Origin of the sequence: Mycoavidus cysteinexigens (assembly GCF_003966915.1) — a bacterium.
GTDB classification, from domain to species: Bacteria; Pseudomonadota; Gammaproteobacteria; order Burkholderiales; family Burkholderiaceae; genus Mycoavidus; species Mycoavidus cysteinexigens.
In genome coordinates, this window is the sequence record NZ_AP018150.1 from 2,663,866 (window position 1) to 2,688,435 (window position 24,570).

The 24,570-nt window shown below is 50.1% G+C and carries 5 protein-coding genes; all 5 read right to left on the reverse strand.

Features of this window, described 5'->3' with window-relative positions:
• Positions 1-285 precede the first annotated feature (285 nt).
• On the reverse strand, positions 286-3,303 hold the full coding sequence (locus MCB1EB_RS11345; protein ID WP_052393929.1) for an RHS repeat domain-containing protein: 3,018 nt from the start codon (positions 3,301-3,303) through the stop codon (positions 286-288).
• A gap of 53 nt (positions 3,304-3,356) precedes the next feature.
• Positions 3,357-6,299: an RHS repeat domain-containing protein gene (locus tag MCB1EB_RS11350; RefSeq protein ID WP_052393927.1), complete on the reverse strand. Its 2,943-nt coding sequence runs from the start codon at positions 6,297-6,299 to the stop codon at positions 3,357-3,359.
• Between the two features lie 62 nt (positions 6,300-6,361).
• Positions 6,362-10,819 carry a SpvB/TcaC N-terminal domain-containing protein gene (locus MCB1EB_RS11355; protein WP_045364166.1) on the reverse strand — a complete coding sequence of 1,486 codons (4,458 nt, stop codon included), beginning with the start codon at positions 10,817-10,819 and terminating at the stop codon, positions 6,362-6,364.
• Between the two features lie 207 nt (positions 10,820-11,026).
• Positions 11,027-15,859 (reverse strand): Tc toxin subunit A-related protein, encoded by a 4,833-nt coding sequence (locus MCB1EB_RS11360; protein ID WP_045366168.1) that lies wholly within the window; start codon positions 15,857-15,859, stop codon positions 11,027-11,029.
• Positions 15,860-15,932: 73 nt separating this feature from the next.
• Complete coding sequence (locus MCB1EB_RS11365; protein ID WP_045364164.1) at positions 15,933-19,367, reverse strand: Tc toxin subunit A; 3,435 nt, start codon at positions 19,365-19,367, stop codon at positions 15,933-15,935.
• Between the last annotated feature and the right edge of the window lie 5,203 nt (positions 19,368-24,570).

The following is a 24,570-nucleotide window of genomic DNA, read 5'->3' on the forward strand; positions in this document are numbered from 1 at the left end:
GCGCGGGTCGATGCTTTGCGCCAACTGCCCGTGAATATTGTATTGATGGCGGGTGATACGGGTATCCGTCATGCCGCCCACTGCCGTGCGATGCCAGGCGATTTCACGCACAGCCAGACCGCGGTTGCCCTGAATACTCACCGTGGGGGTGCCCGCATGAAGCTCCGGCAAAAAGGTGGATGCCATCTCTGGTTCCTTCAATTATAAAAATCTCAATACCTAAGCCAAGATGGCCCAGTGGGAGCAAAGCTACCCGACATGGGCCTAAAAGGTAGAATCCAACGATTAATCAATAGTCAAATTCCTGAATGATTCGAAATTATTCGTCACCTTCGTTCTTGCATGAAGGAATCCCTGGCCCGCACCATAGGCTGTAGATACCATAAACTCAGCACGTCCAGCTTTTTGCTGTAGTCCTAGACCTCTCATTGCCATATTATTGATTGCTTCCACAGGCTTAGGAATGTCTATCCCTGCCCATTTCGCTGCTGTAATCAAGTTTCCGTCCATCATTTTATCGATCTTTCTCCCTACTATAGCGCCTTCATTGGCTGCTATTGCTGCAATCTCCCCTGTTTCAGCGCTATATTCAATATGGTCCTCAAGACCTATCGCCGCAATATAGCCACTAACCGGGGCCGTGTACTTTGTCGCCGGTCCAGATTTGCCTCCATTCAACACAACATCCGTACCCGCAGCTGTGCCAGCTGCATTCGCTCGCGCTATTCTCGCGGCATCGGTGCTGCCCACTACTTTAGAAACCTTATCTCCGGTTAAAGTAACTGCCGCGGTTATTCCTGCTGATTGTGAATTTCCACCATGCACATAGTTTGCTGCCACCCCAGTTGCAACAGATTTATGAGCTGTTTTGCCTGGGAGTTTAGACATTAAGCTAGCAAATGAATTAGATATTTTATTACTAAAAAAGCCAACGCCTCCCCCCATCGCAAGCCCCGCTAATGCAATACCCGTAACCACCGGGATCGCAGCTCCAGCTGTTGCCGCAATTCCTCCAAGCAACATTGCACCAGCAGTGCCAAGCGCAATCGTTTTTAACAATCGACTATACTGCCGCATTCCTTTCTGTGAGGTATCCTTTTTAAACAGCTTTCGCGTCAGTTTTCGAATGCCTTTTTGATAAACTTTACCCACCACGAAAGAGGATATTGAGGAAGCTATACCAGCTGGCGTTGGTAAGGAAAAATCCCAGCCATTGACCGCAAAATCAACAATCCCTGCCACTGAAAACATCCCACCATAGTCGAATTGAGAAGCCGGGTTATTCAACACCATTCGATACAGGTTTAGTCCATCCACCGTCCCCATTGGGTCGGTACTCAGCCACCGCCCTACCCATGGCTGATAGTATCGATACCCATAGTAGTACAGCCCTGTCGCATCCCGCTCCTTGCCCGAGTAGCGCACTGCTTTGTAGCTGGCTTCGATCTGGCTCCTTGCCGCCCACACCGCCGTCCCCCCATACGGGTAATACTCCTCATGGCTAAGGATCTCCCCTCGGCCGTCCAACTCTAGCCCACTGCTGCCAATTAGGTTATCGTAGCTATAACGCACCTGATTGTTGCTGATCCCTGAGGGCGGCGTGCTGTCCCAGTGCAGCACACGCACCTGCGCACGGCCAGCCTCACCGACGGTGAGCACATGTAAGTCTTCGGTTGGGGTTGTTGTTCCGTTGTGTGTCGTGCGCAGCTCCAGCCCTGGCAAGTAAGTGACCCGCTGGATTCGCATCGTGCTCCTCATTTGCTGCTCGCTTATCTTCAGCACCCGCATCCCATCGCCACCGTACCGGTATCGCTCCCGATCGCTGGCCCCTTCCTCGCGGCTCACCGGGGCGACTTGTTGCAACTCTCCGCGTGAATTCCAGACCAGAGGCTGGCCGGGCTGTAGCGACTTCTGATGCCCCCCAGCATCAAACAACACATCCACCTCCCCCGGCGTCAGACCAGGCTGGCTGAGCACCGCTCGGTTGCTCCGGTCCGATACCGTGATCTCAGTCGTGTAGTTATTACCGGTGGCCGGTGCGCTATGCTGGATCTGGCTCAAGTTTCCACCCAGGTCGTAAGTATAGGTGCGGGTGTAGTTAGTATAGACGCTGTTATCCGTAGGAAAGGGAGCCATCAGAGTTGGAGGCTGGCTGCCCTGTCGGCCGATGTTGGCCATCTCCCGACCGGTAGCACGGGTAAGCTGGTATAGGGTGTCATAGGTATACGTATTCTCCGGCACCACTTTCTGGTTACGCCAGAACCGAGTTGCTTCTGCATTATTACGGAGGCTGATCACGTTGCCCACCGGATCATATTCATAGTGCAGATCCTGCAATACTTTCGCACCAGACGGATGGTCTGACGGACGACGGGTGGTGATATCTGTCAGGCGATGAGTCTCTGGCTCATAGATGTATTCAGTCACGACCCCGTTGCCGTGCTCCTCACGCAATTTCTGCCCCGCTGCTGAGTACATCAGGGATTTGACAATCACCTGCTCACCCTCATCTGCCAAGGTCAGCCAACTGCCCACCAATTGCCCGGCCACATCGTAGGCCAAGCGTTGTCGGTTCCCCATCGCATCCGTCTGGATAAGTGGGGCGCCGGTTGCGTCAGTTGTGCTTTGTGTAAGATAAACCTTTTCGGCCAGCATAGCCTGCCAGGTGTCTTCACTGCTACCCTCCCAATGAGCCTCCTGGTTATCGACCAGCAACTGCCGGGATTGAGATAAGGGCGATCCCGTCAGCGACAGACTGTCGAGCCTGTTCAAGCCAGCCGTATCATAATGCCGCACGCACTGGCCAACCAAGTTATGGTCCTTCTCGGTCTGCGTGTTCCCGGCCCAAAGAAACCGCTCGGTGATAGAAGGCATTACCTGTCCAGGCTTTAACTCGCTGGCCGCCAGCGGACGTCCAGGTAGCATGTCATCCTCATATTGCCAGCGCTGGATGACATCCATGGCCGTTACGGCCAACAGGGGACGACCCTCAACGTCGCTCAAGGATATCGTCCGCCCTGCATCCACACTCTCCGTACGCAAAGGGCTGCTGGCTAGGTCATAGTGCCAATTGAAATTGGGCTTGACCCGATCATCGAGTTGTTTAGCAGCATATAAGCGTGGGTCGATGCTTTGTACCAACTGACCGTGAATATTGTATTGATGACGGGTGATACGGATATCGGTCGTGCCGCCCACTGCCGTGCGATGCCAGGCGAGTTCACGTACGGCCAGACCACGATTGTCTTGGATACTGATGTTAGGGGTGCCAGTATGAAGCTCGGGCAAGAAGTTAGATGCCACGCCTTGTCTCCTAAGTCGAAGCGACGTATGTAAATCGCACACAAAAGTAAGCGTCAGAAATTGCTGTGATGATCAGCTCGAAAACTTCCCAAACGCCCCATGAAAGAACCTCGCCTGCTCAACTGCTCAGCAGCCTCGTGGGGCACACCAGAAAAAGATTCAGTTCTCCTTCTATTTAAAATATCCACTTTTTTACTCCCTGTAGCGAGAACAACAGGCTCTATAGCGCTCTGACCTGGAACAGGCATAAAAATAATCGCTTTTTTGTCTAACGTTAGTGAAGATGACACATTAGACTGGCCCTGCCAATTTATAACCCAATTCCCCGTAATTTCACTATATATAGCATATGCAAAACCTCTCGTATTCTCTTGATTTTGACTTATTCCGTAATCCTCATAGTTCATATTAGCAGCTAATCCAAGCCCCCACTCCTCTTTACTGTTAAGCTCAAAAAATTGCTGCCTTTCTTTGCTTCCTTCAACATGCCTAAATCGATAAAACTCGCGGCCTTCCTTTTGAATTTGATTGACCATCAATGAACATCCGCTAAAATCAGGTGTAAAAACGATTTTAGCTTCTTCCTTACTAGGGTGAATGGGCACATCAACGTAGCCTCCTTGAGGAGCCCAAAACGCGTTAATGAATTCCCTACCGTCTCCTCCACTGGCCATTTCCATGGATTCAGCTACCAAATTTCCCATATCCAGGCTAACGACAGAATGACCTGATTCAACGGTGTACTTAGATAAAGAAAATAGAAATACCTGACCTACCCCCGCCTTCAAATCAGCAAGGTATTTATTTTCAAGAAGTGGAGGTTTAAGCTTAAATCCGGATAAAACATTATTTTTTAAAAGTGAGGCGTCATCCCTTTTGAATTCACTCGTTACATCCATGATATTTGTGATTTTTCGCTTATCTGGCTCAGATGGTACTAATCCATCTTTATCATAAAACCTCACTGGGTTGTTTCTGACCATTTTGTATAGATTGAGTCCATCAATCGTTCCCGCTGGATCAGGATTCAACCACCGCCCCACCCACGGCTGATAGTACCGATACCCATAATAGTACAGACCTGTCTCATCCCGCTCTTTACCCGAGTAGCGCACCGTCTTGTAGTCGGCTTCGATCCTGCTCCTCGCCATCCATACCGCTGTCCCTCCATACGGGTAATATTCTTCCTGGCTGATGGTCTCCCCTCGGCCATCCGACTCTAGCCCACTGCTGCCAGTCAGATTATCGTAGCTGTAACGTATCTGATTATTGCTCACGCCGGAGGGCGGCACGCTTTCCCAGTGCAGCACACGCACCTGCGCACGGCCGGCCTCACCGACAGTGAGAACATGTAAGTCTTCGGTTGTGGTCGTTCCGTTGTGTGTCGTACGCAGTTCCAGCCCTGGCAAGTAAGTAACCCGCTGTATTTGCATGACACTCCTTGTTTTCCGCTCACGGATCTTCAGTACTCGCATCCCGTCACCACCGTACCGGTACCGCTCCTGGTCGCTGGCATCTTCCTCTCGATTGACTGGGGTGACTTGCTGCAACTCTCCGCGCGAATTCCAAACCAAGGGCTGGCCAGGCAACAGCGACTTCTGATTCCCCCCTGCATCAAACAACGCATCCACTCCCCCCGGCGTCAGCCCAGGCTGGCTCAGCACTGCCCGGTTGCTCCGGTCTGATACCGTGATATCTGTAGTGTAGTTATTGTTGGTGGCCGGCGCGCTGTGCTGGATTTGGCTTAGGTTGCCACCTGGGTCGTACGTGTAGGTGCGCGTGTAGTTGGTGTAGACGCTGCTATCAACAGGAAAGGGAGCCATCAGGGTAGGAAGGTGGCTCCCCTGATGGCCGATGTTAACCATTTCCCGGCCGGTAGCACGGGTAAGTTGGTATAGGGTGTCGTAGGTATACGTATTCTCCGGCGCCACTTTCTGGTTGCGCCAGAATTGGGTTGCTTCCGCCTCATTACGGAGGCCAATGACATTACCCACCGGGTCATACTCATAGCGCAGATCCTGCAATAACTTTGCGCCAGAAGAATGACCTGCCGGACGACGGGTGGTGATACCTGTCAGGTGCTGGGTCTCCAGCTCATAGGTGTATTCGGTCACGACCCCGTTGCCGTGCTCCTCCCGCACCTTTTGCCCCGCTGCTGAGTACATCAGGGATTTGACAATCACCTGTTCATCCTCATCCTCGCCCGCCAAGGTCAACCAACTGCCCATCAAGTGCCCGGCTACATCGTAGGCCAGCCGCTGTTGGTTCCCTATCGCATCGGTCTGGGTCAGCGGGGCGCCGGTTGCGTCAGTTGTGCTCTGTGTAAGGTAAACCTTTTCGGCCAGCATAGCTTGCCAGGTGTCTTCACTGCTACCTTCCCAATGAGCTTCCTGGTCATCGGCCAGCAACTGCCGGGATTGAGACAAGGTTGCTCCCGTCAGCGACAAACTCTCAAGCCGGTTCAAACCAGCCGTATCATAATGACACGCGCACTGACCAGCCAGATTATGGTCCTTCTCGGTCTGCGTGTTCCCGGCCCAAATGAACCGCTCGGTGATAGAGAGCGTTTCCTGCCCAGGCTTTAACTCGCTGGCCGCCAGCGGACGTCCGGGTAGAGTGTCATCCTCATAGTGCCAGCGCTGGATGACGTCCATGGCCGTTACGGCCAACAGGGGACGACCCTCAACGTCGCTCAAGGATATCGTCCGCCCTACATCCCCACCCTCCGTACGCAAAGGGCTGCCAGCCAAGTCATAGCGCCAAGTAAAATTGGGCTTGCCTCGATCATCGAGCTGTTTAGCAGCATATAAGCGTGGGTCGGTGCTTTGCACCAACTGCCCGTGAATATTATATTGATGGCGAGTGATACGGGTATCAGTGGAGCCGCTCACTGCCGTGCGGTGCCAAGCGAGTTCGCGTACGGCCAGGCCGCGGTTGTCGCAGATACTGACAGTGGGGGTGCCGGCATGGAGCTCCGGCAAAAAGGTGGATGCCATGTCTGGTTCCCTGAATTATAGAAGCCTCAATATCCAGCCCAGTCAACGCGCTGGGGCATGATTTATCGTTTAACATCCGCCGCTGTATCATTCTCATCCTCACTGACCGTAAACCAGGGGAATGCCTGATATCGACGCAGATCCCCCTTGGCCGTGAGCACTTTATATTCCCGCCCTAGTGGGTCATAAAAGTGCGTATCGGCAAATAGTTCGGTACGCGCACTATCATTGCTAACGTACTTCCAGTCATTTAGGTAATAGGGTTGATACACTCGCACAGGTTGGCCCTTATTATTGTGTTCCACTCGGCCAGTCACCGCCCAGCGAGTGTTGGTTTCCTCGACACAAGCAGCGCCCACGGGGTCGGCAACCAGATGGCCGTCTTCTGCCCGCTGATAAGCCAAGCCAGGCGCGTGGCGTATTGCAGTTTGCAAGGGGCGTCCGAACCCGTCGCTAAACGTCACCTGCTGACGTAACTGTTGCGCATCGTCAGAGTCATAACGGTCCGTCGTCACCAGACAGATATGGGGTGGTTGACGGAACAGCGCCGTCAGCGAGATCAGCGTTCTTTTGGAAACAGGTTGGCGCTTCACCCAACGCTGGTAAGCCAACTGGCATAGTTGCCCGCGATCCGTCATCACCTTATGATGTATTAAGGAACGCCAGGATTCTTCAGCGTTTTTCTGGAGAGACGTTATTTGCGCCTCAGAAAACTGAGGCATCCAGCTATCCGCTACAACGGTGAAGCTTTGCGCAACCGGAATGCCCGGTGTCAATGCCAAAGCGGCTTCAACGGTCGTTGGTGGGGTAAAGGGCCGCACTTGCGGTGTGGAATACCCACTGACTTGTCCAGCCTCCGTACCCCAGAAACGCTGGCTGGTGACCCGCCCTAATGCATCCAGCGTCACCGCCTGCCGGTTATCATTGGCATCCGTGAGCGTAATTGGAGTCAGAAAACGATAATCATACTCGGCCTGCGAGGTTAACCCGGCAGCATCCGTGACCGCAACCACGGCACAATAATGGGTGTCCCAGTCCAGTACCGTTTTGCCGGTTAGCAGAGTGTTGCGTTGGGCCATCGGGCGCCAGAACTGGGCAGCCGAGCCATAATCCGTATATCCCTGTCGAGCACACCAGACCTGCTCTGCCGAGCCCTCGTCATCAAACAGACGGGGGGAGTGTACATATCCGCCCTGCTCTAAAGCTTGACGCAGATCCGCCTCTGTCAGCACGCCGTCAAACGCCACCAAGGACATCTTATCCAAGACAGCTGACTCTGTGAAGGCAACCATTACCGGTACCGTGGGTTTATCAAGCACGATATCAGGCTTCCCGTCTGTGTAAAACACACGTTGCTGGCCCAGATACGTCCGTGGTTTTCCGTCTGCTACTAGGCTGTCTTCTTTCTGTAAGAGCTCCAGTGTCAACCCACCCGAGGGAACTGCACTCTCTGCATAGTCATAAGCATCGTTGCGTTGCCCATTGGCAATGCCTAACACCCAGTCCTCCTTCTCTGTCAGGTGATGCCAGCTGTTGCGTTGCAGCGTTAAGCACAACCGGCGTTGTTGGTCATCATAACTGTCGTCAAACAAAGATGCAGGCAAAGAGGACGGATAAGGGCTGGAAGCCGGCTTCGGCCGCCGAGGATAGGCGATCTCTACGCTGCGCATCGGAAAACCAAAGGCGTCCGACTCCAGCTGGATGCTGTGTGTACATTGCGGGTCGCTGGCGATACGCTCATACGCATAAATGCGGCTTTCAATTCCGGAGACCAGCACCACCGGAATGTCGCCGCCAGTGGGCAAACATCGGACTTGATACCGTGACTCACTGACCGTATAGGGAATCTGCGCATTGTCTGCGTCATCCAATCCATACAGTTCACTGCGTAATAACTGTCCTTTCAGCCCCCGCTGCAGCCAATAGGTTTGTTGTTCATCTTTCGGCTCAAAAGGGTCGTCTTCGCCATTTGACCAGCGGGTGAAGCGTGGAGTGAACCCGGTAAACGCGTCTATATCGCCACGCCAGTATTCTTCTACCAACGCCTCATCCACGGCCAACAGACCAGTAGCAAACCAGCTTTTGGTCAAAGTAGGCGGAGTGCGTTCTGACGCGCTGCCGGTCGCCAGTTCATCCGTGTCGCGTTGTTCAATATAGCCGAACCCCCGAAACTCACGTTCGCGGCCATCCCAGGCACCATGGGCATAACTCAGCGTGGCGACTAATCGGTTGCCGGTGATTTCGTCCAGTGTGTCGGTTTGCCATAGGCAATGGATCGGGAATGGCAGGTAACAGGCAGCAGTTTTTCCTTCGGCCAATGTCGACTTCTCATCCAGCCAGAACTGCGCCGAGCTGCGATAGCGCAGCACATGGTGCGTTCCCATATTGTTGTTGATGGTATTTAACAACCAGGGCTTGTCCTTCATCAAATCACAACGCCAGTGACTGGGAGCCATATGGGGCACCGTCAATACCAGACTGGCTACACCCAGCCCTTGGATATCAGCGATCTGCAGCAGACAGGTATTGTCAAAACGCACCCCGTCAGGTAAGAACACGATAAGCGGCTTGCTAAACCGGTTACCGCTCTCGTTGAGATAAATTTCGAGCCGGTCTGACAACGCATAAATCAAATCTGTCGTTCCAGAACCGTCAATGTCCGCGAGAAAAACAGAGTCAGGATTGAATAGCTCCGTAGGTGGGCCAAACCCGGGTATCGCCAGAGGCTGGCCAAAACGGCCATGTCCCAGGTTAGGCCAACACGTGACTCCTTGTGTGCTTACAGCGACCAAATGCTGCTGCCCGGAGCCCAACATATCGCTGAACGCCACCAGCGTATGCGCATTCGGCATCGGCAGGATCACCCCGTCAGGCTGCGGGACATCCTGTCCTCGGGCAAATCCGTTACGGCGGTTGGCATATAGACGCACGCTCTTCGGGCCAATCATTACCAGGTCAGACAAACCGGCACCCATCAAATCCGCCAATTGGGCTCGGGGATGGAAATATTCGACCGGCAAGGCCGCCAGCGGGGTAAAAGGTGTCCATTGTCCACCGGGCTGCCGACTGTAATATCCTTGCACCCCGGGCTGAGTAACCACCCAATCCATCTGACCATCACCATTGATATCCATCAATGCCACATTGCCTTGCAACGAAGGCATGGCTGGCAGCGACATCATCTGACCATAAGTGACATCATTTGGCCCACCGCCCTCTTTGCGTTGGGGCGCCTTATACCACCAGGCGCCCTTGTCCTGATACAATACCCCAGGCAAGCCTTCCCCCATGAGGTCAACGAGTTGATAAGGGTGTTGTGCGGTGAAATTGTCCAAAGACGCAAAGACTTGCCAGTCCGGGAGGGAGTCCGGTTCAAACCGCGCGTAATCGAATTCCAGCGGAGGCGTTGCAATCGGCATGCCATCTGGTTCATGTCCAACTTGCCTCACCGCAACCAGCGTTGTCGCGCAACCCAGCGGGTCATAGTCCAGTATCATACGAGACACCAAAGCGGGCTTCTCCGTCTTGAGTTCTTCACCGGCCAGGGCTTGCAGACGGTGATACATCAGCACCTGCCGGCACAGACGCCGAGTACGAAGCTCAAATCCATACCCATAGCGAGAAAAACTATCCGGCCGGCACGGCCAAGCATCGACTGCCGTAAACGGCGGAATATCATCTAGGCTGTCGCTACGCTCTCCATAGTCAAAGACCAGGTGGAATACCCAGCTGTCTGCGGAGGGTATCTCCTCTTCCAGAACGAACAAACTGTCCTGCGGAATAATATTGCCGTAATGGACCTGATACAGGTATCGTTGCGCCCCTACATTGGGGTGATGCTCTTTTTCATCCTCTTCGCAGCGTGCGTCATCTTCCGCTTTGTACTGGTAGTAAATGTGCTCTCCGGTAGGAGTGACGCTCTCCTCCAGTAACCACTGAGCAATCTGCGCCGTTTTAGCACCCTTCGGGAGATGGCTGATGCGGGCCTGTGCGGTTTTACCAAAAATATGCACCTGGCCATCGGGGGTACTCATTAGCCAGAACGGCGCCCCCTCAGCGTTCCCCGTCGGTTGCCAGAACTCCAATTTGCTGAAATCCTGTATCTGCCGGGGATGATAGCGAGTGACGGTATACATCGACGATAAGCGGATACCCTGCAGAGTATCGCTCTGGCGACTGTCGGGTTGCCCATCTTCGTCAGCCACCACCATCACTTCACCAGAGGGAGACAGAAACATATCTTGCTCAGTGTAGCGCGGCACACCATGTTGGGTACGCCGGCCAATACTCATCACGCCACACTGCCACCCCATGCCAAAAGGGCCATTGCCCGCGCCGCTACTATAAGTCAGTGACAGGCTCGGCGCCACCCCACGTCCAGCAGAAACCGGCAAAGGCAGGGATAACGAGGCCAGTCCATCTGGGCCCGCCGTATTGAGACTCTCCCCCATGCCATTGAGGGCTCCACCCCCCTTGGGTAACGACAGTGTTGTGACAGACAGCGTCTGTGCATTTTGCATAAAAACTCCATACACAGGCCCAAATGACCTATGGATATTCAAGTCAGAGCAAGGTTACGCATCGCTCAGGGTGCAATGAGGCGGTGCGTCAAGCGGACCCCCCATCCATCAAAAGCGTGCGATATGCCCGTGTTAATAACAGTGTCTGGCTCGCTATAGCAATACCCCGTCCTTCCGCTCTAAAGGGCAGGAAGGATGAGGAGAAGGTCAATGTAGCTTTTCCTTTTTCAGCGCCGCAACCGCTTGGGCAAAAGCTGAGCCACCCTCTTTGGCGGTATAGTGTATATGTACGATAATGTCGGTGAGCGTTGCCAGCATCGCCTGTTGTTCTTTTGAGTCGAAATTAGGGAAAGAGAGCTCCCACTTCGAAATCGCACCGGTCCCTTCGAAAGGCAAGTATCGCTCGTCCCCAAAGTTCAGAGAAAACAAGCCATTGTCGTCCAGCCCGCTTGACAAAGCAATTTGCTGGCTAGCGCGCAAATTCTCCTTGACATTAAGAACACTGCCACCATTAAGGCCCTTCAATTGCCTCACCGCGCTTATGTCTGGCGCAATCACCAAGCAATTTGAGGATTGAGTTAATACAGCGCGGACGTTCTGGTAGGGCCCGACTATGGCTGGTAACGAGACGCTGACCCACATAATGCGGCGCAGGTAATGTCCTGGATAGTCTTCCTCGAATAAAGACTCGTCCAGCTCGAAGGTCACTTTGCCGTCGCTGCCCTCTCTCTTTTTCCCGTCAGAGTCGATGAGTAGGTTGTCCAGTATTGCAGCCCATTCTTCTTCACCTTTAAGCGCTTTAAGAGAGACGGTTTTAGTAATTTCTAGTAGCCTCTCATTACGATTCAGATAAGCCGCTTCCATCTTCAAAAGGTTTAACTTGAGCCTTTCGCCCACCATTAGCCCATGATAGGTATCTCGCCAGCCGCCCGGCTGAACGAAACGCATGACAAAATCCGCCTGTTCATATTGCCAGCTGGCCTCGGCTGCCAGGCATAAAGACAAAACCGCATCGTAGGCTTGGCGGTAGACCGCGCATGTTTCGCCAATCAGCCATTCATAAAGAGAAGACTTAGTGAACCGCTTAACAGCCAGAAACTCATACGTCTTTTGCGCGCATTCCATCGCATAGGCGGACTGTTCTTGCTGTTTTTGGGTCAATTTTGCTTGTGCGTCATGCACAGCAATTTGCTTTTCAATTTGTTCCGCTTCTAGCTGCGCTTGGTCCCGTGCAAGTTCCCATTCTTGTCTGCGGCGGCGCCATTGCTCAGACAGCTCGGTAGAATCGGCTGTACTTTGCATGATGGTTGATGTAAACATTAATCCCATGGCAATCGCTTGCGGGGCGCCTTCCAGCCGATAGCCGCCGTTTGCCAGCCCAAACGTGTTAGGCGGAACCTTTAATATTTCTGCCGCAGTCAGTGAGGCTGACGAGGCGGCATCTATCACTCGGGCTTGAGTACGCAATTGCAATACGCTTCTCTCAGCGCTTGTGACGTTTTCCTGTATGAGCTTGTCGTAGAATTTCATCCGCTCATTGGCGACTTCTTGACTTTTGAGCAGGGCCGTTTTACTGGCCATATCCACCGCGATCGCTTGCTCATTCAGATACTTGACGAATTGGACCAGATCGTTACACACATCCTTCTGTTGGGATTCGGCGAATTCACTTTGCTCTTTTCTTTCAATAAACGATAACAGAGTAGTGCCAAATTGCATCAACGTATCGACTGCTTTGCTAGCCATCGCCAGCATGACGTTAAACCGGTAGTGTGGCGTAACGGCAGCCGCCAGGCGGAAATTCCCACCTGCGCCTGCGCCTTGCGCGAATCGGGCCAGCAGCTCAGAAGGGTCGAGCGGCGCGGCAAATAGCGGAAGAGATAATGCCTTGCCATCGATGGTTCTATTACTTCGCAGATTAAATAGCCGTGATTCCAGCCGATCCCATAGTTCTACTAATTTTGCATTCATTGGTAAACGAAAATACGCAGAATCTAAAGTGGAGAGTGTGGGATCCGGCGAGAATTTCGAAAGCGCAAGAGGCTCTGTTTCATAATGAATGACAGGCACATTGTTAGTACCCTTCAACAGTTCTCGTTCAACGCGAACCTGATCACGTTGGGCAATGCTGATCTCAAAGTCGCGCAGTGCGATGTTGGATGATCCCGCGAGGGTATTTAGGGTATGCGGTGCCCAGTTGTTCACCAGCTTGACATCTGGACGGGGTCCAAGTAGATCCAGCGCTCTTACATACCATAACTTAGCCTCGCCCAGGCTATCTGGGGTTAATTCGCGGTACGCTTGATCGCCTCGATCGATCAAATTACGAATATAGTGGAAAAATATCGCTTTTCGATAATGGATGGGCTCGCTGCTAGCGATGCCATCTGGATCGACGGGAGCCAGTAGCGCATAGCTCATCCTCCTTGTTTCGTCCGGATTTAATGGGCGTACCTGCCAATAGTCTGGCCGCCCAGTCTTATCTGCTTTACGGGCAGGGTCGAAGATAAAATTGAGCCAGTGGTCCGCATCGTCGAATTGCTGCTCGAAGTTAAGGCGGTGAGAAACCAGAAAGGGCAAGTGGAGGAATAATTCCCAAAAGTACAGACCATTGGCACCATGAAAGTCCATTTTCCCTGGCAAAGTTTCTTCGCCCATTGGCGGTTCGGCAATCTGCTGACATTCCCATGATAGGAGGTTTTCTAATGCGCGATTGGCTTTGTCGATCAACTCTTTGACGAATAGGGTGTTCATGCGAATCGGTGAGCGCTTGCCTATGACCTCGCTGTCTTCCGCGCCTGAGCCGGCAAAATCGATATATTCGGCGATACCATAGGTTGGGTGTTCGTTGGTACTGATTTTGGGGGAGACAACTGAACCGCTGAGCGACGTTATATATTCCAACTCAATTTTGGCCAGTTTCTTGGCTTGCCCGTAACTAGTCCATCCGCCATTGATTGTTTCTATCTCCGCAGCTACACCATGGATGAGGTAAAAATCTTTCTGAACCCCTGTTTGAGATCCTGGCAAAAGGGTTTCGACATTAATTGGCAAAGTATGATCGAAACCGAAATTCGCTGGTAAAGATGACTGATAGCTGCTCGCTTCCAATCGGGTGACTTGGCCGTCGGATGGCGTGCTATAGTTTTTCGGGCGGTCAAAAAATGCATAAAATCTTTTTTCTTTTAATGATGCTGACGATGTTATTGAGTTGATCCAAAAAGAGCAAGAGGAAGGACTAGACAAAAATGAAAGGAGGAGGTGCCTAGCCGGAATTCCATGGAACAACAGATCCGCCTCAAATTTGTTAATGTACTTCCCTTCAAGTGAACACGTTCCTCCAGACTCCGTGGAAGGTACCGAAAGCTTTTTATTAGTATTACTATTTATATCGTCACGAATGAAGTATAGAAGTACGGATAGGTCCAAAAAGACCTCGTAGGCCCCCCCGCCTGATGCAAAGTCATCTGTACTTGGCAATAGCTTTGACCCAGAGGTAAGACGGTAGTGATCTGCCCCAGCGCCGACGGGGATTGACTCAAATATCAAATCAAGCTCTATTTCGGTACCCTTAAGCACAATTTTTTTTAACGACTGGTTAGGTCCAGGTGCAATATCAAGGTTAACTGTTTTAACTGTTAATTTTGATGCATTATTATCAAACTGAACATGAGTATTTTTCACCATATCCACGATATTCTTTTGATTGGATTCGAAATTCCAATCAGAACTGCCAGGATACGGTGAAATGGTCGTAATACTTTTTACCCCAACGTAACGTGTCACGCGATATTGGAACCGCCCTTTATTATCGTGTGCAAACAACCGGCATATTTTTCGCACATAGGCTTCGGTTGACTCTGGTGTCGTCGGTAGTTCTCCTATAACTTGTCCGCGCTTTGGAAATACCGGCTCTATATTAAAGTTAGGATCCAGGCGAATATTATGGAGTAAAGAATATATGTCCTTTGATCCATCCGACGCCATGCCCGCCTGATACCCCCCATATATCCCCAGAAACAATTTATTCGGTTGAGTGGATGAATCATAAAAGGCAAAGCTATCCAGTTCAAGTGAGGCGCCAGCAGCTGCAGATAGTGCTGCCGCCGATGCATCAATATAAGTCTCTGGAACACTCCAGCTATCATCATACTTTTTATAGATCAAATTCAGTCGAAATTGCGATTTTGGCCATTTTGTGAATTTTCCATCTGCGTCCCGATAGGGTTTGTCTTCTCCAAGCGGAATCCAGTCCGCCCAAATAACATAAAGGCGGTTATTAAAATAGACGGGCCGGATGGTTCTTTCGACTGTGCTTTCAGAAACCGGGATATCAATTTTCTTCCAGTCCGACCATGCACCTGGGTTGATCATGTCTTTTTGAGGGCCGCCTGTCCCCTCCTGATAAGGGCGATCCGCCATATTGACGGTACGCCAGTAATAGGTATTTTCCGCACGAGATTTGCCAACGAAATAATATGTGCCGCTTTTAAAATCATCAGTGGTGATATAGCCATTGATGACCGAGAGGTTAGCCACCTCTTCAAATTGCGCGAGATAGGCCAGCACAGCATTTTGCACGGTATCAACGTGAATTTTGTTTTGGTTAAGCGCTTGCTCTAGCTTGGCAAAATAGGAAGATTTCTTGAGCCGGAGGTTAGGATTAATATAAACTTCCGGGTAATAAGCCAATTGTTGGCTAGCTGCCCATATCGGATATTGGCTTTTCTGGTCCCGCCACTGCGCCACCTCATGCGCTTCAGGGCCTTTGGTCTCGTAACCAGGCTCCATTCCCATCAAAATACCATTGATATATTGCTGGACGCTGCTAATGGCGGAAGCGACCGGGCTGGTTTGCACGGCCTGCGTCACTTGTGTATCGATCAGCAAAAATTCATATAAATCGTTGGCGGTTTTAAGTCGCCCTTGCAGATCGAGATCCGCAAGGGGCTGGTGATTCTTGACAACGTCATTCAAATAGTACGCGACTAGCGCATCGCGCAGCGATTCGTTCAAACGGCCTTCTATCGATTGAGTCATGAGCTTATCCTTAATTTTAAGCAATGGAGGCAGTGAGCGCTCCGATGTCATTCACGCTAATTTGGCAGTCCGACTAAGTTTGAGCCGATTGACTAGCACGTACCGCGGCCATCATTGCTTCTCCTGCCTGTTTCCACTCAAGTTCGCTGCTATTTGCCGTCAATGCAGCGGCTTGTTGTAAGGCGCGTACCGACAGTCCGGTTTGTTGCGATAAATCATGAAGCCGTCGTACCCAGTCAACCTGCTGCAGGGTACGGGCGATACCATCTGGTAGATCTTTAGTTGCCAACGTCACCTCGTCTGTTGTCCACACGAGCAAACGCGCTAGCGTGGCAGCGCTGGCGGCGGCTTGCTGGGCAGTTTTTTTGTTTGCTTTGACAGCGAGGTTGGCTGTTTGAAAATAACTGAGCACCTCATCCTCTGCTGCGCCTGTGCGTTCCCACCATGATTGATACCGGTTAAGGAGGTATAGGCAGGCAAACGAAAGCGTTAGCGTTTTTTCCGGTATCCCCAGCCATTTGGGTTTGACCAGCAGCATTCTTAATAGGGCAGCGCTCAACTTCTGTTGTGTGGTGGCTTCAGCATGCCGCGCAATGCAATATAGCTGCGCTATATAGGCTTCAGAGATGTCTTCCGGCGCCAGCGCGGCTGAGTTCTCACCCACCTCAGCCAAGGTCTTCGTGAGCAAATCATGAACGCTGCTGCCGGCCCATCGCAAGACCAGCGCAGTTCGGTCGTAAGCTAATCCTAGAGACTTATTAAGTACAGCGGCGACTAGGTTTTCTTGAGAGGCTTGTGCTTCTCCAATCAGCTGTACAAAAATAGGCACAATAGCCTCTATTACCTCCGGAGTTTGTTTGTGTGCCGTGAGTGCATTTTTGATACACTGACTCAGCGCACTTTGCGATGAAGCATCCAATTCAAGCGGGAGCGGCATTACTAAGCCCTCGCCATCTATCACGGTTTCGAGTACTACCAGCCAATCCAGTGCGGGCAAATCGGGGCGAGTAAACAAGTGTTGAGTAACACGGACCTGAGATATGCCCATGTGTAACTCTTGGATCAAGCCAATAAGATTTGGCGTTGCTGTCATTGATGGCACGTCATAACCGAGCAGTTTGCGCACGGACGGTACGGTGAGTTTAGCTTCTTTAAGCCAGCGCACGGCCCAATCGAGTTCCATCAAGATATCGAGAATGTCTTTGTGCCAGGGCTCTTTTTGCTGCTCCGCATTAAGATTATTTAGCTCCACCTTGGCAACCATCTTAATATAGTTCGGTCCTCCAAGCAGATCCAATAAAGCACTTCCCTCCTCGGCGGATAGTCCAAACAGCTTAGGTATGGCCGTTTGGCGATAAAGGGATGAAAGGGTATCTAGATCGCGTTTAAGTCCGCTATACTCCGTGCAAGTCTGCTGCGCGAGACGACCATAAGATTCTTGCGTAGCTTGCAGACCCAATGCTGCGCAAATTTTTTGGATGGTGGGTTGCGATGTCTCATGATTGGGATCTGGCTCAAAAGAACCTTGATCCAGAATTAAAGGGGTTTCGAAGAGAACCGGGCTATTGAACACACGATCGAATAACGGCTTGTTCTCGCCGGCAGAGTAGGGTGAGATATGATGCAAAAAAGCGGCAAATATATCGGGAGCCACTTTATAGTGCTGGTTCAAATAGCGGAAAACGCCAAGGGCGCGTAGCGTATTGGCGTTGGGCTTGAAGGCTAGGTTTCGCTGCCCTTCCGCTCTGCAGGCGGCGATAATCAAACAGTCTATTTGCTCGAAGGGAAGCTGTAACCATTTTTGTAGCCGGATCATACGCTGCAATCTGTCGAAGCGATCGAGCGACGTATTGGTCAGAGACCATAAAGGTACCTTTGCTGTGCGGAGATTTACCAGTCCTAAAGCCGGAGATAGGCCGGCATTGACATATACTGCCCCATAATGATAGGACGCAGGAAAAGGCGCTCGTTCCTTCGCATAAAGACCATTCACTGGGGGACAATTCGGCGACACCGTCGGTGCATTTTGGCCAAACGCCATGAGTTGATCGACCTCATCCATAGTGAGGCCAGTTTTTTCCAGAAATAAGGGTAAAGATGCTAAATTGGTTACTTCGTAATTCGTGGGCTCGGTGTCATAGTGGTCTTTGAAGAAGTTACTTCCTTCTTCTGTGAGATAGAAACTATATGGATCGCCTGGATTGAGCACTAAGGTGTAACTTGACTCAGCAGCGTTCGCAACGTGCCCTCTAATCCAGAATTTTCCAATAAACGAAGATGTAATATTTTCAAGTGTATCTTCAGAATGGCCCTTGAACTGAGGGATCCTTAGGTGAGGCCCGCTTTCAGTAAGCGCCGTGCTATTCATGGCTCGACTTTTAGTTTTATCAGAGTGATATCCTAACAGGCGATACGATGTCTCTGCATTCAACCCTGAGAGGTCCTCTAATGTTATCTCTGCTCCGGAAATTGAATCGCTGGAAGTCGTTGTATCGGGCCCAGTCGCTCCAGCCTGTGGAGGAACAATATAGGCTAAGCTTTCAGCGTTATTCCAAGGCATCAGTGATGCCGTATCATGATCCCCCCAAACCTTATCGTGAATATCGGACCAAGTAAGATAATACGTTGTAAATAGACTCGGTTGTATGAATAGCTTTTGCTGCTCGGGCCCTAATTCGCTGAGCATTATCTGAGCGTGGAGAGTGCTGATGTTGGGGTATGTCATGCTCGGAACCAGAGGCAAATCGAATCGAGCCCGGTAGTTCAGTGCGCCCAGCTGGATCTTCTTATTCTCCAATCCCAAGGTCACTTGATGATGTGGATAATTATAAGGAAACAGAAACGGAAAGCGCTTGGCAGCAAGCATAGCATAAATCGACTTATCTTTATCTTCAGTCGTATCTAGGTAGGCTTTGATCCCGTCCGCTACGACTTTATTGGCCAGTTGTAGTGCCGGAATAGGCTGATGGGTGCTTTGATGGTCGATCAATAAGCCGGGCAGATCAGGCCGGCGCACATCCAGCCGAATACGGTTGTCGCCAACGGCTTCATCTTCCCGCTTCTTCGCCCATCGGTAAATATCGGTTAAATAGAATACCGGCGAGTCAATCGCCTCTAGCGCGCCTACTTTGCAAAAAGTATCCCAGTTTTCTTTAAATAAGTTCGCATAGGTCGGGCCGACCTCAACTAACCCCCTCACTCCGCTACGTTGTCCAAGTGCTGGCATATGATCAGAAGACAATTGCTGCTCACGGAAAAGGCGCGCAATTTGTATGGCATAGCACATCGCGTTGTCGTAGGCGAGTTCCGCATCGCCCTCCCAGGCTTCGCGCAGTTTGGCAACGAACAGCGATTTGGGTTGACGAATAATGTCAAAGACTGAGTGATAGTCCTGCTCGGCCATAATGGCCGCAAAATCGGATCGCGCATCAGCCACAGCAGATGTGGAGTCGGCGGACTGGGCAGCTAACTTGGCTAGCAAAGGACTACTTTTTTTGTTTTCCATCATATATTTCCCGTTTCAGACAAAAGTGAGTAAATACTCCCGCTTAACACTACGGCGCAGGCCTTGCTATCGATCCATCCACATGATGAGTCTGCGCAAACTTTGATGCAATAAAGCTACTTCTGAGTCTTTTGCGTGCTTTTATGTCATAGCCTCGTCACATGCGCGGTCTTATTGGGTTTTGTCAGCTTCAAGACTGACTTCGAATGTAATTTTCTATGGCTCGCATCCGTCATATAAGTTAGGTATGAGCCAACTTGTTTTTTTACCTTCGCTTTATTTTCATATGCCCATCTCCAATGCGTATGATGACCTTGGACCCGGCGAACACCTCTGTCTTCCCATCCGGTGGGCGTCATCATCACGTGCGATAGCGGCGATCAACGCCCATGCGCCAGACGAGCTTTCACCCGGCACAAACTATCCGCCTATTGACTCATGACAGCCTTGATATAGCTAAGGAACCCTCCCCACCTGATGCGTTTCCAGCTGCTTCGCCGCTTTTACTTCTATTTTCAACGCTCTTCAAAAACCCTCTACAAATCCCACCTACTGCCAGCGTTGCTTCTTGATGTACGAATTGCTGCAACGCAAAATGTGATCGTAGCCTTAACTGCTCCTGCTCACCAATACTTATTATGATTTTTCATGACTCAGTTCCGTTCGGGCTGCTACGATCAAAACGCTTTCTCGCCCGCCCAAAACCATCGAATCAAGCTGATTAAATGTAGAGGAATAATTCTACATTTACAAGAAATTTTTTCTAATTTTTGTAAAAAAGTAAAAAACAATGAGCGAAATATGGGATGAACGCGTATCCAATATCCTTAAAATCCAATGCTTTAAGTTATCGACCGAGCTTTTTTCCTGCGCGCTACTATGCGTACCCTGCATCAGGTTTATCACAGACAAAAATCCAAAGCGTCGGTCAAGGCGCCCGTCATCCAGTTTTTTTCAGGCCTCTTGGGACGTCATCCGCTGAATTTCGAGAGGCAAAAATCAGCCCTTGGCCTTGTTTGTTAATTCGTACTATCCAACTTGCATTTGCTCGACCCAAGCCCATAAAAAAACGGACAACACCCTGTAGATCCCTTTGTATCCACACACGCTTTTCTTCCGTGCCCAATCCGATTTTTCGTCCCGTCATAGCCCAATTTAGAGGATTAAATCTAAACGTCACTCATGATAACTAGTAATATCAACAGTGCGTATTTCAACCCATCGTGACCGGTGATTTCAAAATTATCGTGACCGATTTCAGGTAAAATTTTTGAAATCGGAAAGCTAGAAATGATCAGCGATTTGATAAGGCTGCAGGGAAGCGAAGGTAATTTGAACGACCCAGTATCGTGATGCGCTCTTTAGGTATTGCGATGCCAAGTCGACGAATATACTTGGACATAGAGAACATAGGCTGTCTGTGTATCTAGTTAGACATTAGAAAAGCGAAAAATCCTATGTTCAATATAGTTTCCGGGCATTCTTTAGATTTCTCTGGAAGTCAAAAAACTACAATACAAAAGCTAGAGAAGTGGCGAAAAACCATATGAATTCTAGGGATTCATGTTTTTATTTTTCCATTTGGACATAAACTTGGACATATCAGGGGCATGTCACTCCTGTTTTGACATCGTCGCAGAACTCGAACGCTCGACCTACGGATTAAAAGTAATCGGATAATCTATTCTGGAAAATGCCTAACTCTTCTAAAAAGGTCTGTTTATAAGGGATTTCGCTGAGTAATGCATTACTTGGTATTCTATGTAATTCTTAATTTTTGTGTAATTTTCTAGGCACGATTACACAGAAACTACACAAACTTTTTAAAGTGAATGAGAAGTTAAAATCAAAATGACCTGTAATTTGGCAACTCTCATCCTACAGTCACTTATTTCTTCACAGTTATAAGAAAAAGCTATGTGGCTGAAGCCTCGATTGTATTTTCTTGAGAAGGTATTGTTCTGCCTTGTTCCAACATAAAAAGTAAAAGTTCGGTTTCGCTCTTATCAGAGATCTACGCTGGCTTGTCTTAATCGGCGCGAGGGCTAGATCGCAGCTAATATGTGGTTGTCCTTACTTTAGCGACTCGTCTAGGAGGAGCGCTCACTACGCCGCAATTATCTTACTAGTGCTGATTTCGTAGAGATCGGGGAAAGACTTGTCTATATCATTGATGATCGCGCGTGGCGTGCAGGCTGTTTAACAGCCCGCCACTGAATCGGAGCAACGATGAAATCCGGAGTATTAACCTTGTTAGCAAGCGAAAGTGCATTCATGAGAATAGCAGTTATTATGAGTGCGTTTTCCAGAAAAACCCCAAAAAAAGCACTTTTTTCGCTCTTGTCAGGAGCCGACTCAGGCGGGCGGCTTATCGGCGCACGCGCGTGCATGAATCGCTATTGAACGCCTCTGTGCCGTGCTTCAAAAGAGAAATTTCGCTTAGGGGCGCTCAAAAATCGTCCCTCCACGTTGAAAAATCACATTTTGGAAAGTAAGCGCAAGTCTGATAACAAGCAATTATCAGACTTGACCCGCGGAAAAAAAGGGGAGTTTGACTGGGGACAGGCGCGGAAATCAAGCACAAAAAAAGTGAATGTATGCGTCCCACACACTAGGTCGTCCATCCCTACGCCCTGATTTTTTGCAAAAATCATTTGCCCATCGTTACAATTCGGAAAAATTGTGGATGAAGACGATGCGGTCTTTGAGCGTAGTGTACAAAATATGCCCGCATTCCCGTTTTCAGACTTGACCTATTGTTAAAAATCTTAAGAAATTGGAATTCTCTACACTATTTGTCCACTAAACTTAAAGGGAGTGAGAAATACCGGTACAAGGGATACAATGTTTACACCTGTCAATAGCATGTTGTCGAGACCCCATCCTGTTGCCCAGGGACAGCTTCCTGTGCAAACTCCGCAGCAGATGCTTGAGCAAGCCGAACAATATATAGCTGTGGCGGATGAATATACAAAAAGCGGTCAGGTTGACGAAGCAGAAAAGCTTTATCAGGCGGTGCAAAAGCTTTTTGAAGAAGAAGCAGAAAAATTGTCTCTTGACTCTCAGTCGGGAAAAATAATTGAGTCTATTTATTTGAGTTATGGCTTATTGTTAAATGAACAGGGGCGCAGGACCGAAGCAGAGACGCTAGAACAAAAGAGACAGCAACTCTTTGAGCGATATAGACTCAATAACGCTGGTTTTTCTAAAAAGCGACCGGTTGAGGGTGGGTCAAGTAGTCTGCATTCAAATAAAAAAAACCATCCCGTTGCCGTTGAACGACTTGCCGGGGTGGATGCTTTTTTATTAAGCTATCCCAATACAAAGCTCGAAGCCCTCCAGGAGAGTTCGGCTGAAGCCCAAACCTTCTCTTTTAAACCGATATTAACCGATTCAGCCGGTACCGATTATATTGGGGTGGAGACGCTAGTGCAAAGCTGTCATGGCACGATTAATGCGCCAGTCCATGGCAAAAATAACACGGTCAACGTGCATTACTACTCACCGAATAGAGAACTTCTTCCTCAAATCCAAGAAATGCATACTGCTGTTGGAGAATTAAAAACCGCCTATCTAGATCGGTTTAAAGAACAGCAAGCGCTAGAACTACGCTCGAAGAAAGAACCGCTGGCCATCCTAGGCCGCAATATCGAGGCAGAATATTTCACCGCGTGGGAAGAGCCGGGGGAGATTCAGGATGGCCTAGCGATGTATGTGGCCCCGCAGGCTACAACTGTCACAGACAAAAAGACTCTTTTTGATTTAGACGAAGCGGTAACCGCCTTTTTGACTCAAGCCCAGGATTCTAGCCAGAAAACCCAGGTACTCCTACTACGGGGCGAAGCGGGTTTAGGTAAATCGACTTTTAATCGGCACTTAGCGCGTCGCTTATGGCGAGACTATAGTGCTGCTTCGGGAGAACGACCGATCCCGCTGTATATCTCCTTGCCGACGATAGACAGGCCCAACAAGAATCTCATTGGCCAGTATTTATCGGATAAATGTGGTTTCTCACCAGAGCAGGTCGACGCGTTGCGGGCAAGCCAACGCTTTATTTTCATCTTAGATGGCTATGACGAAATTCCTGCGGAACAACGAAATCTCTATGCGGATGAAAAACTTGACCAATGGCAAGCGAAAATCTTACTGAGTTGCCGGCCCGAGTATTTAACGGAAGGTTATAAAAACCATCTGCAACCGCGAGGGCGTTCACGTGTGCTGCTGGAGTATCAGCTCGCGCCGTTTTCAGAGCAATCAATCAAGACCTATATTCATCAGTATGTTCAATATACACAGGCTCAGTGGAGCGCTCAAGACTATCAAGACAGATTAGCGCAGATTCCCAATGTCAAAGAGCTGTTGGGCACGCCCTTTTTGCTCAAAATGGCCTTAAGGGTGTTGCCGACATTAGACGAAACTCGGCCCGGTCAAATGGCTTTAACCCGACTCAAACTCTATGAGCAGTTTGTACAGACGTGGTTTGGGCGTTCTTTAGCGCGTCTAGATGCGATTCAGTCTAAATTGACGGAGGCGGAGCAGAAGGCTTTCCGCAGTTTAAAAGACGAAGGCTTTATTGAGCATAGCCAAACATTTAATACCAACTTTGCGTTAGCCATGTCAGAGGCTCAAACCCCGGTAGCGGAATATTCCCCGATCGCTCGCCGCGGAATACCGCAGGATAAGCGGTATGAAGCCTTTCTAAGCAACCAGGACGAAGGAAAAAAGCTACTGCGTTTTAGCGCATTGCTGACTCGCCAGCAGCAACAATATCGATTTATTCATAAATCGATACAGGACTATTTAGTGGCGCGTGCAGTATGGGAAGAGCTGGAAAACTTCACGGAATTGGCGTCATCGAATCGTTCTACGCCGTTAAACTGGGCAGAAACATTGCGGGTGTTATGGGAAGGGCTCAGCCCTTCTGTTCAAGTGGATGCTGCGGCCTTATTGAATACCTTCAATGTTGTGGAGGATGTAGCGATTCAGCGGTTTTTGGTCGAGCGAGTTCAACACAATGGAGCACTGCTGAAACCGCTGCTGGCGTGGATCAAAGCATCAACGAGCCAGAAGAGCGTGCATAAGGCTGCGGCGAACGCGATCACGATCCTGATTAAAGCGGGGGTGCAGTTCAATGAACTGGATTTAAAGGGAATCCAGATACCCGGGGCCGATCTGAGCTTTGGGGTATTCGATTCAGCGCAGTTGC

Coding starts and splice junctions, on each gene's coding strand:
- MCB1EB_RS11350 (WP_052393927.1), bottom strand. CDS start 6,299: ATGGCATCCACCTTTTTGCCGGAGCTCCATGCCGGCACCCCCACTGTC.
- MCB1EB_RS11355 (WP_045364166.1), bottom strand. CDS start 10,819: ATGCAAAATGCACAGACGCTGTCTGTCACAACACTGTCGTTACCCAAG.
- MCB1EB_RS11360 (WP_045366168.1), bottom strand. CDS start 15,859: ATGACTCAATCGATAGAAGGCCGTTTGAACGAATCGCTGCGCGATGCG.
- MCB1EB_RS11365 (WP_045364164.1), bottom strand. CDS start 19,367: ATGATGGAAAACAAAAAAAGTAGTCCTTTGCTAGCCAAGTTAGCTGCC.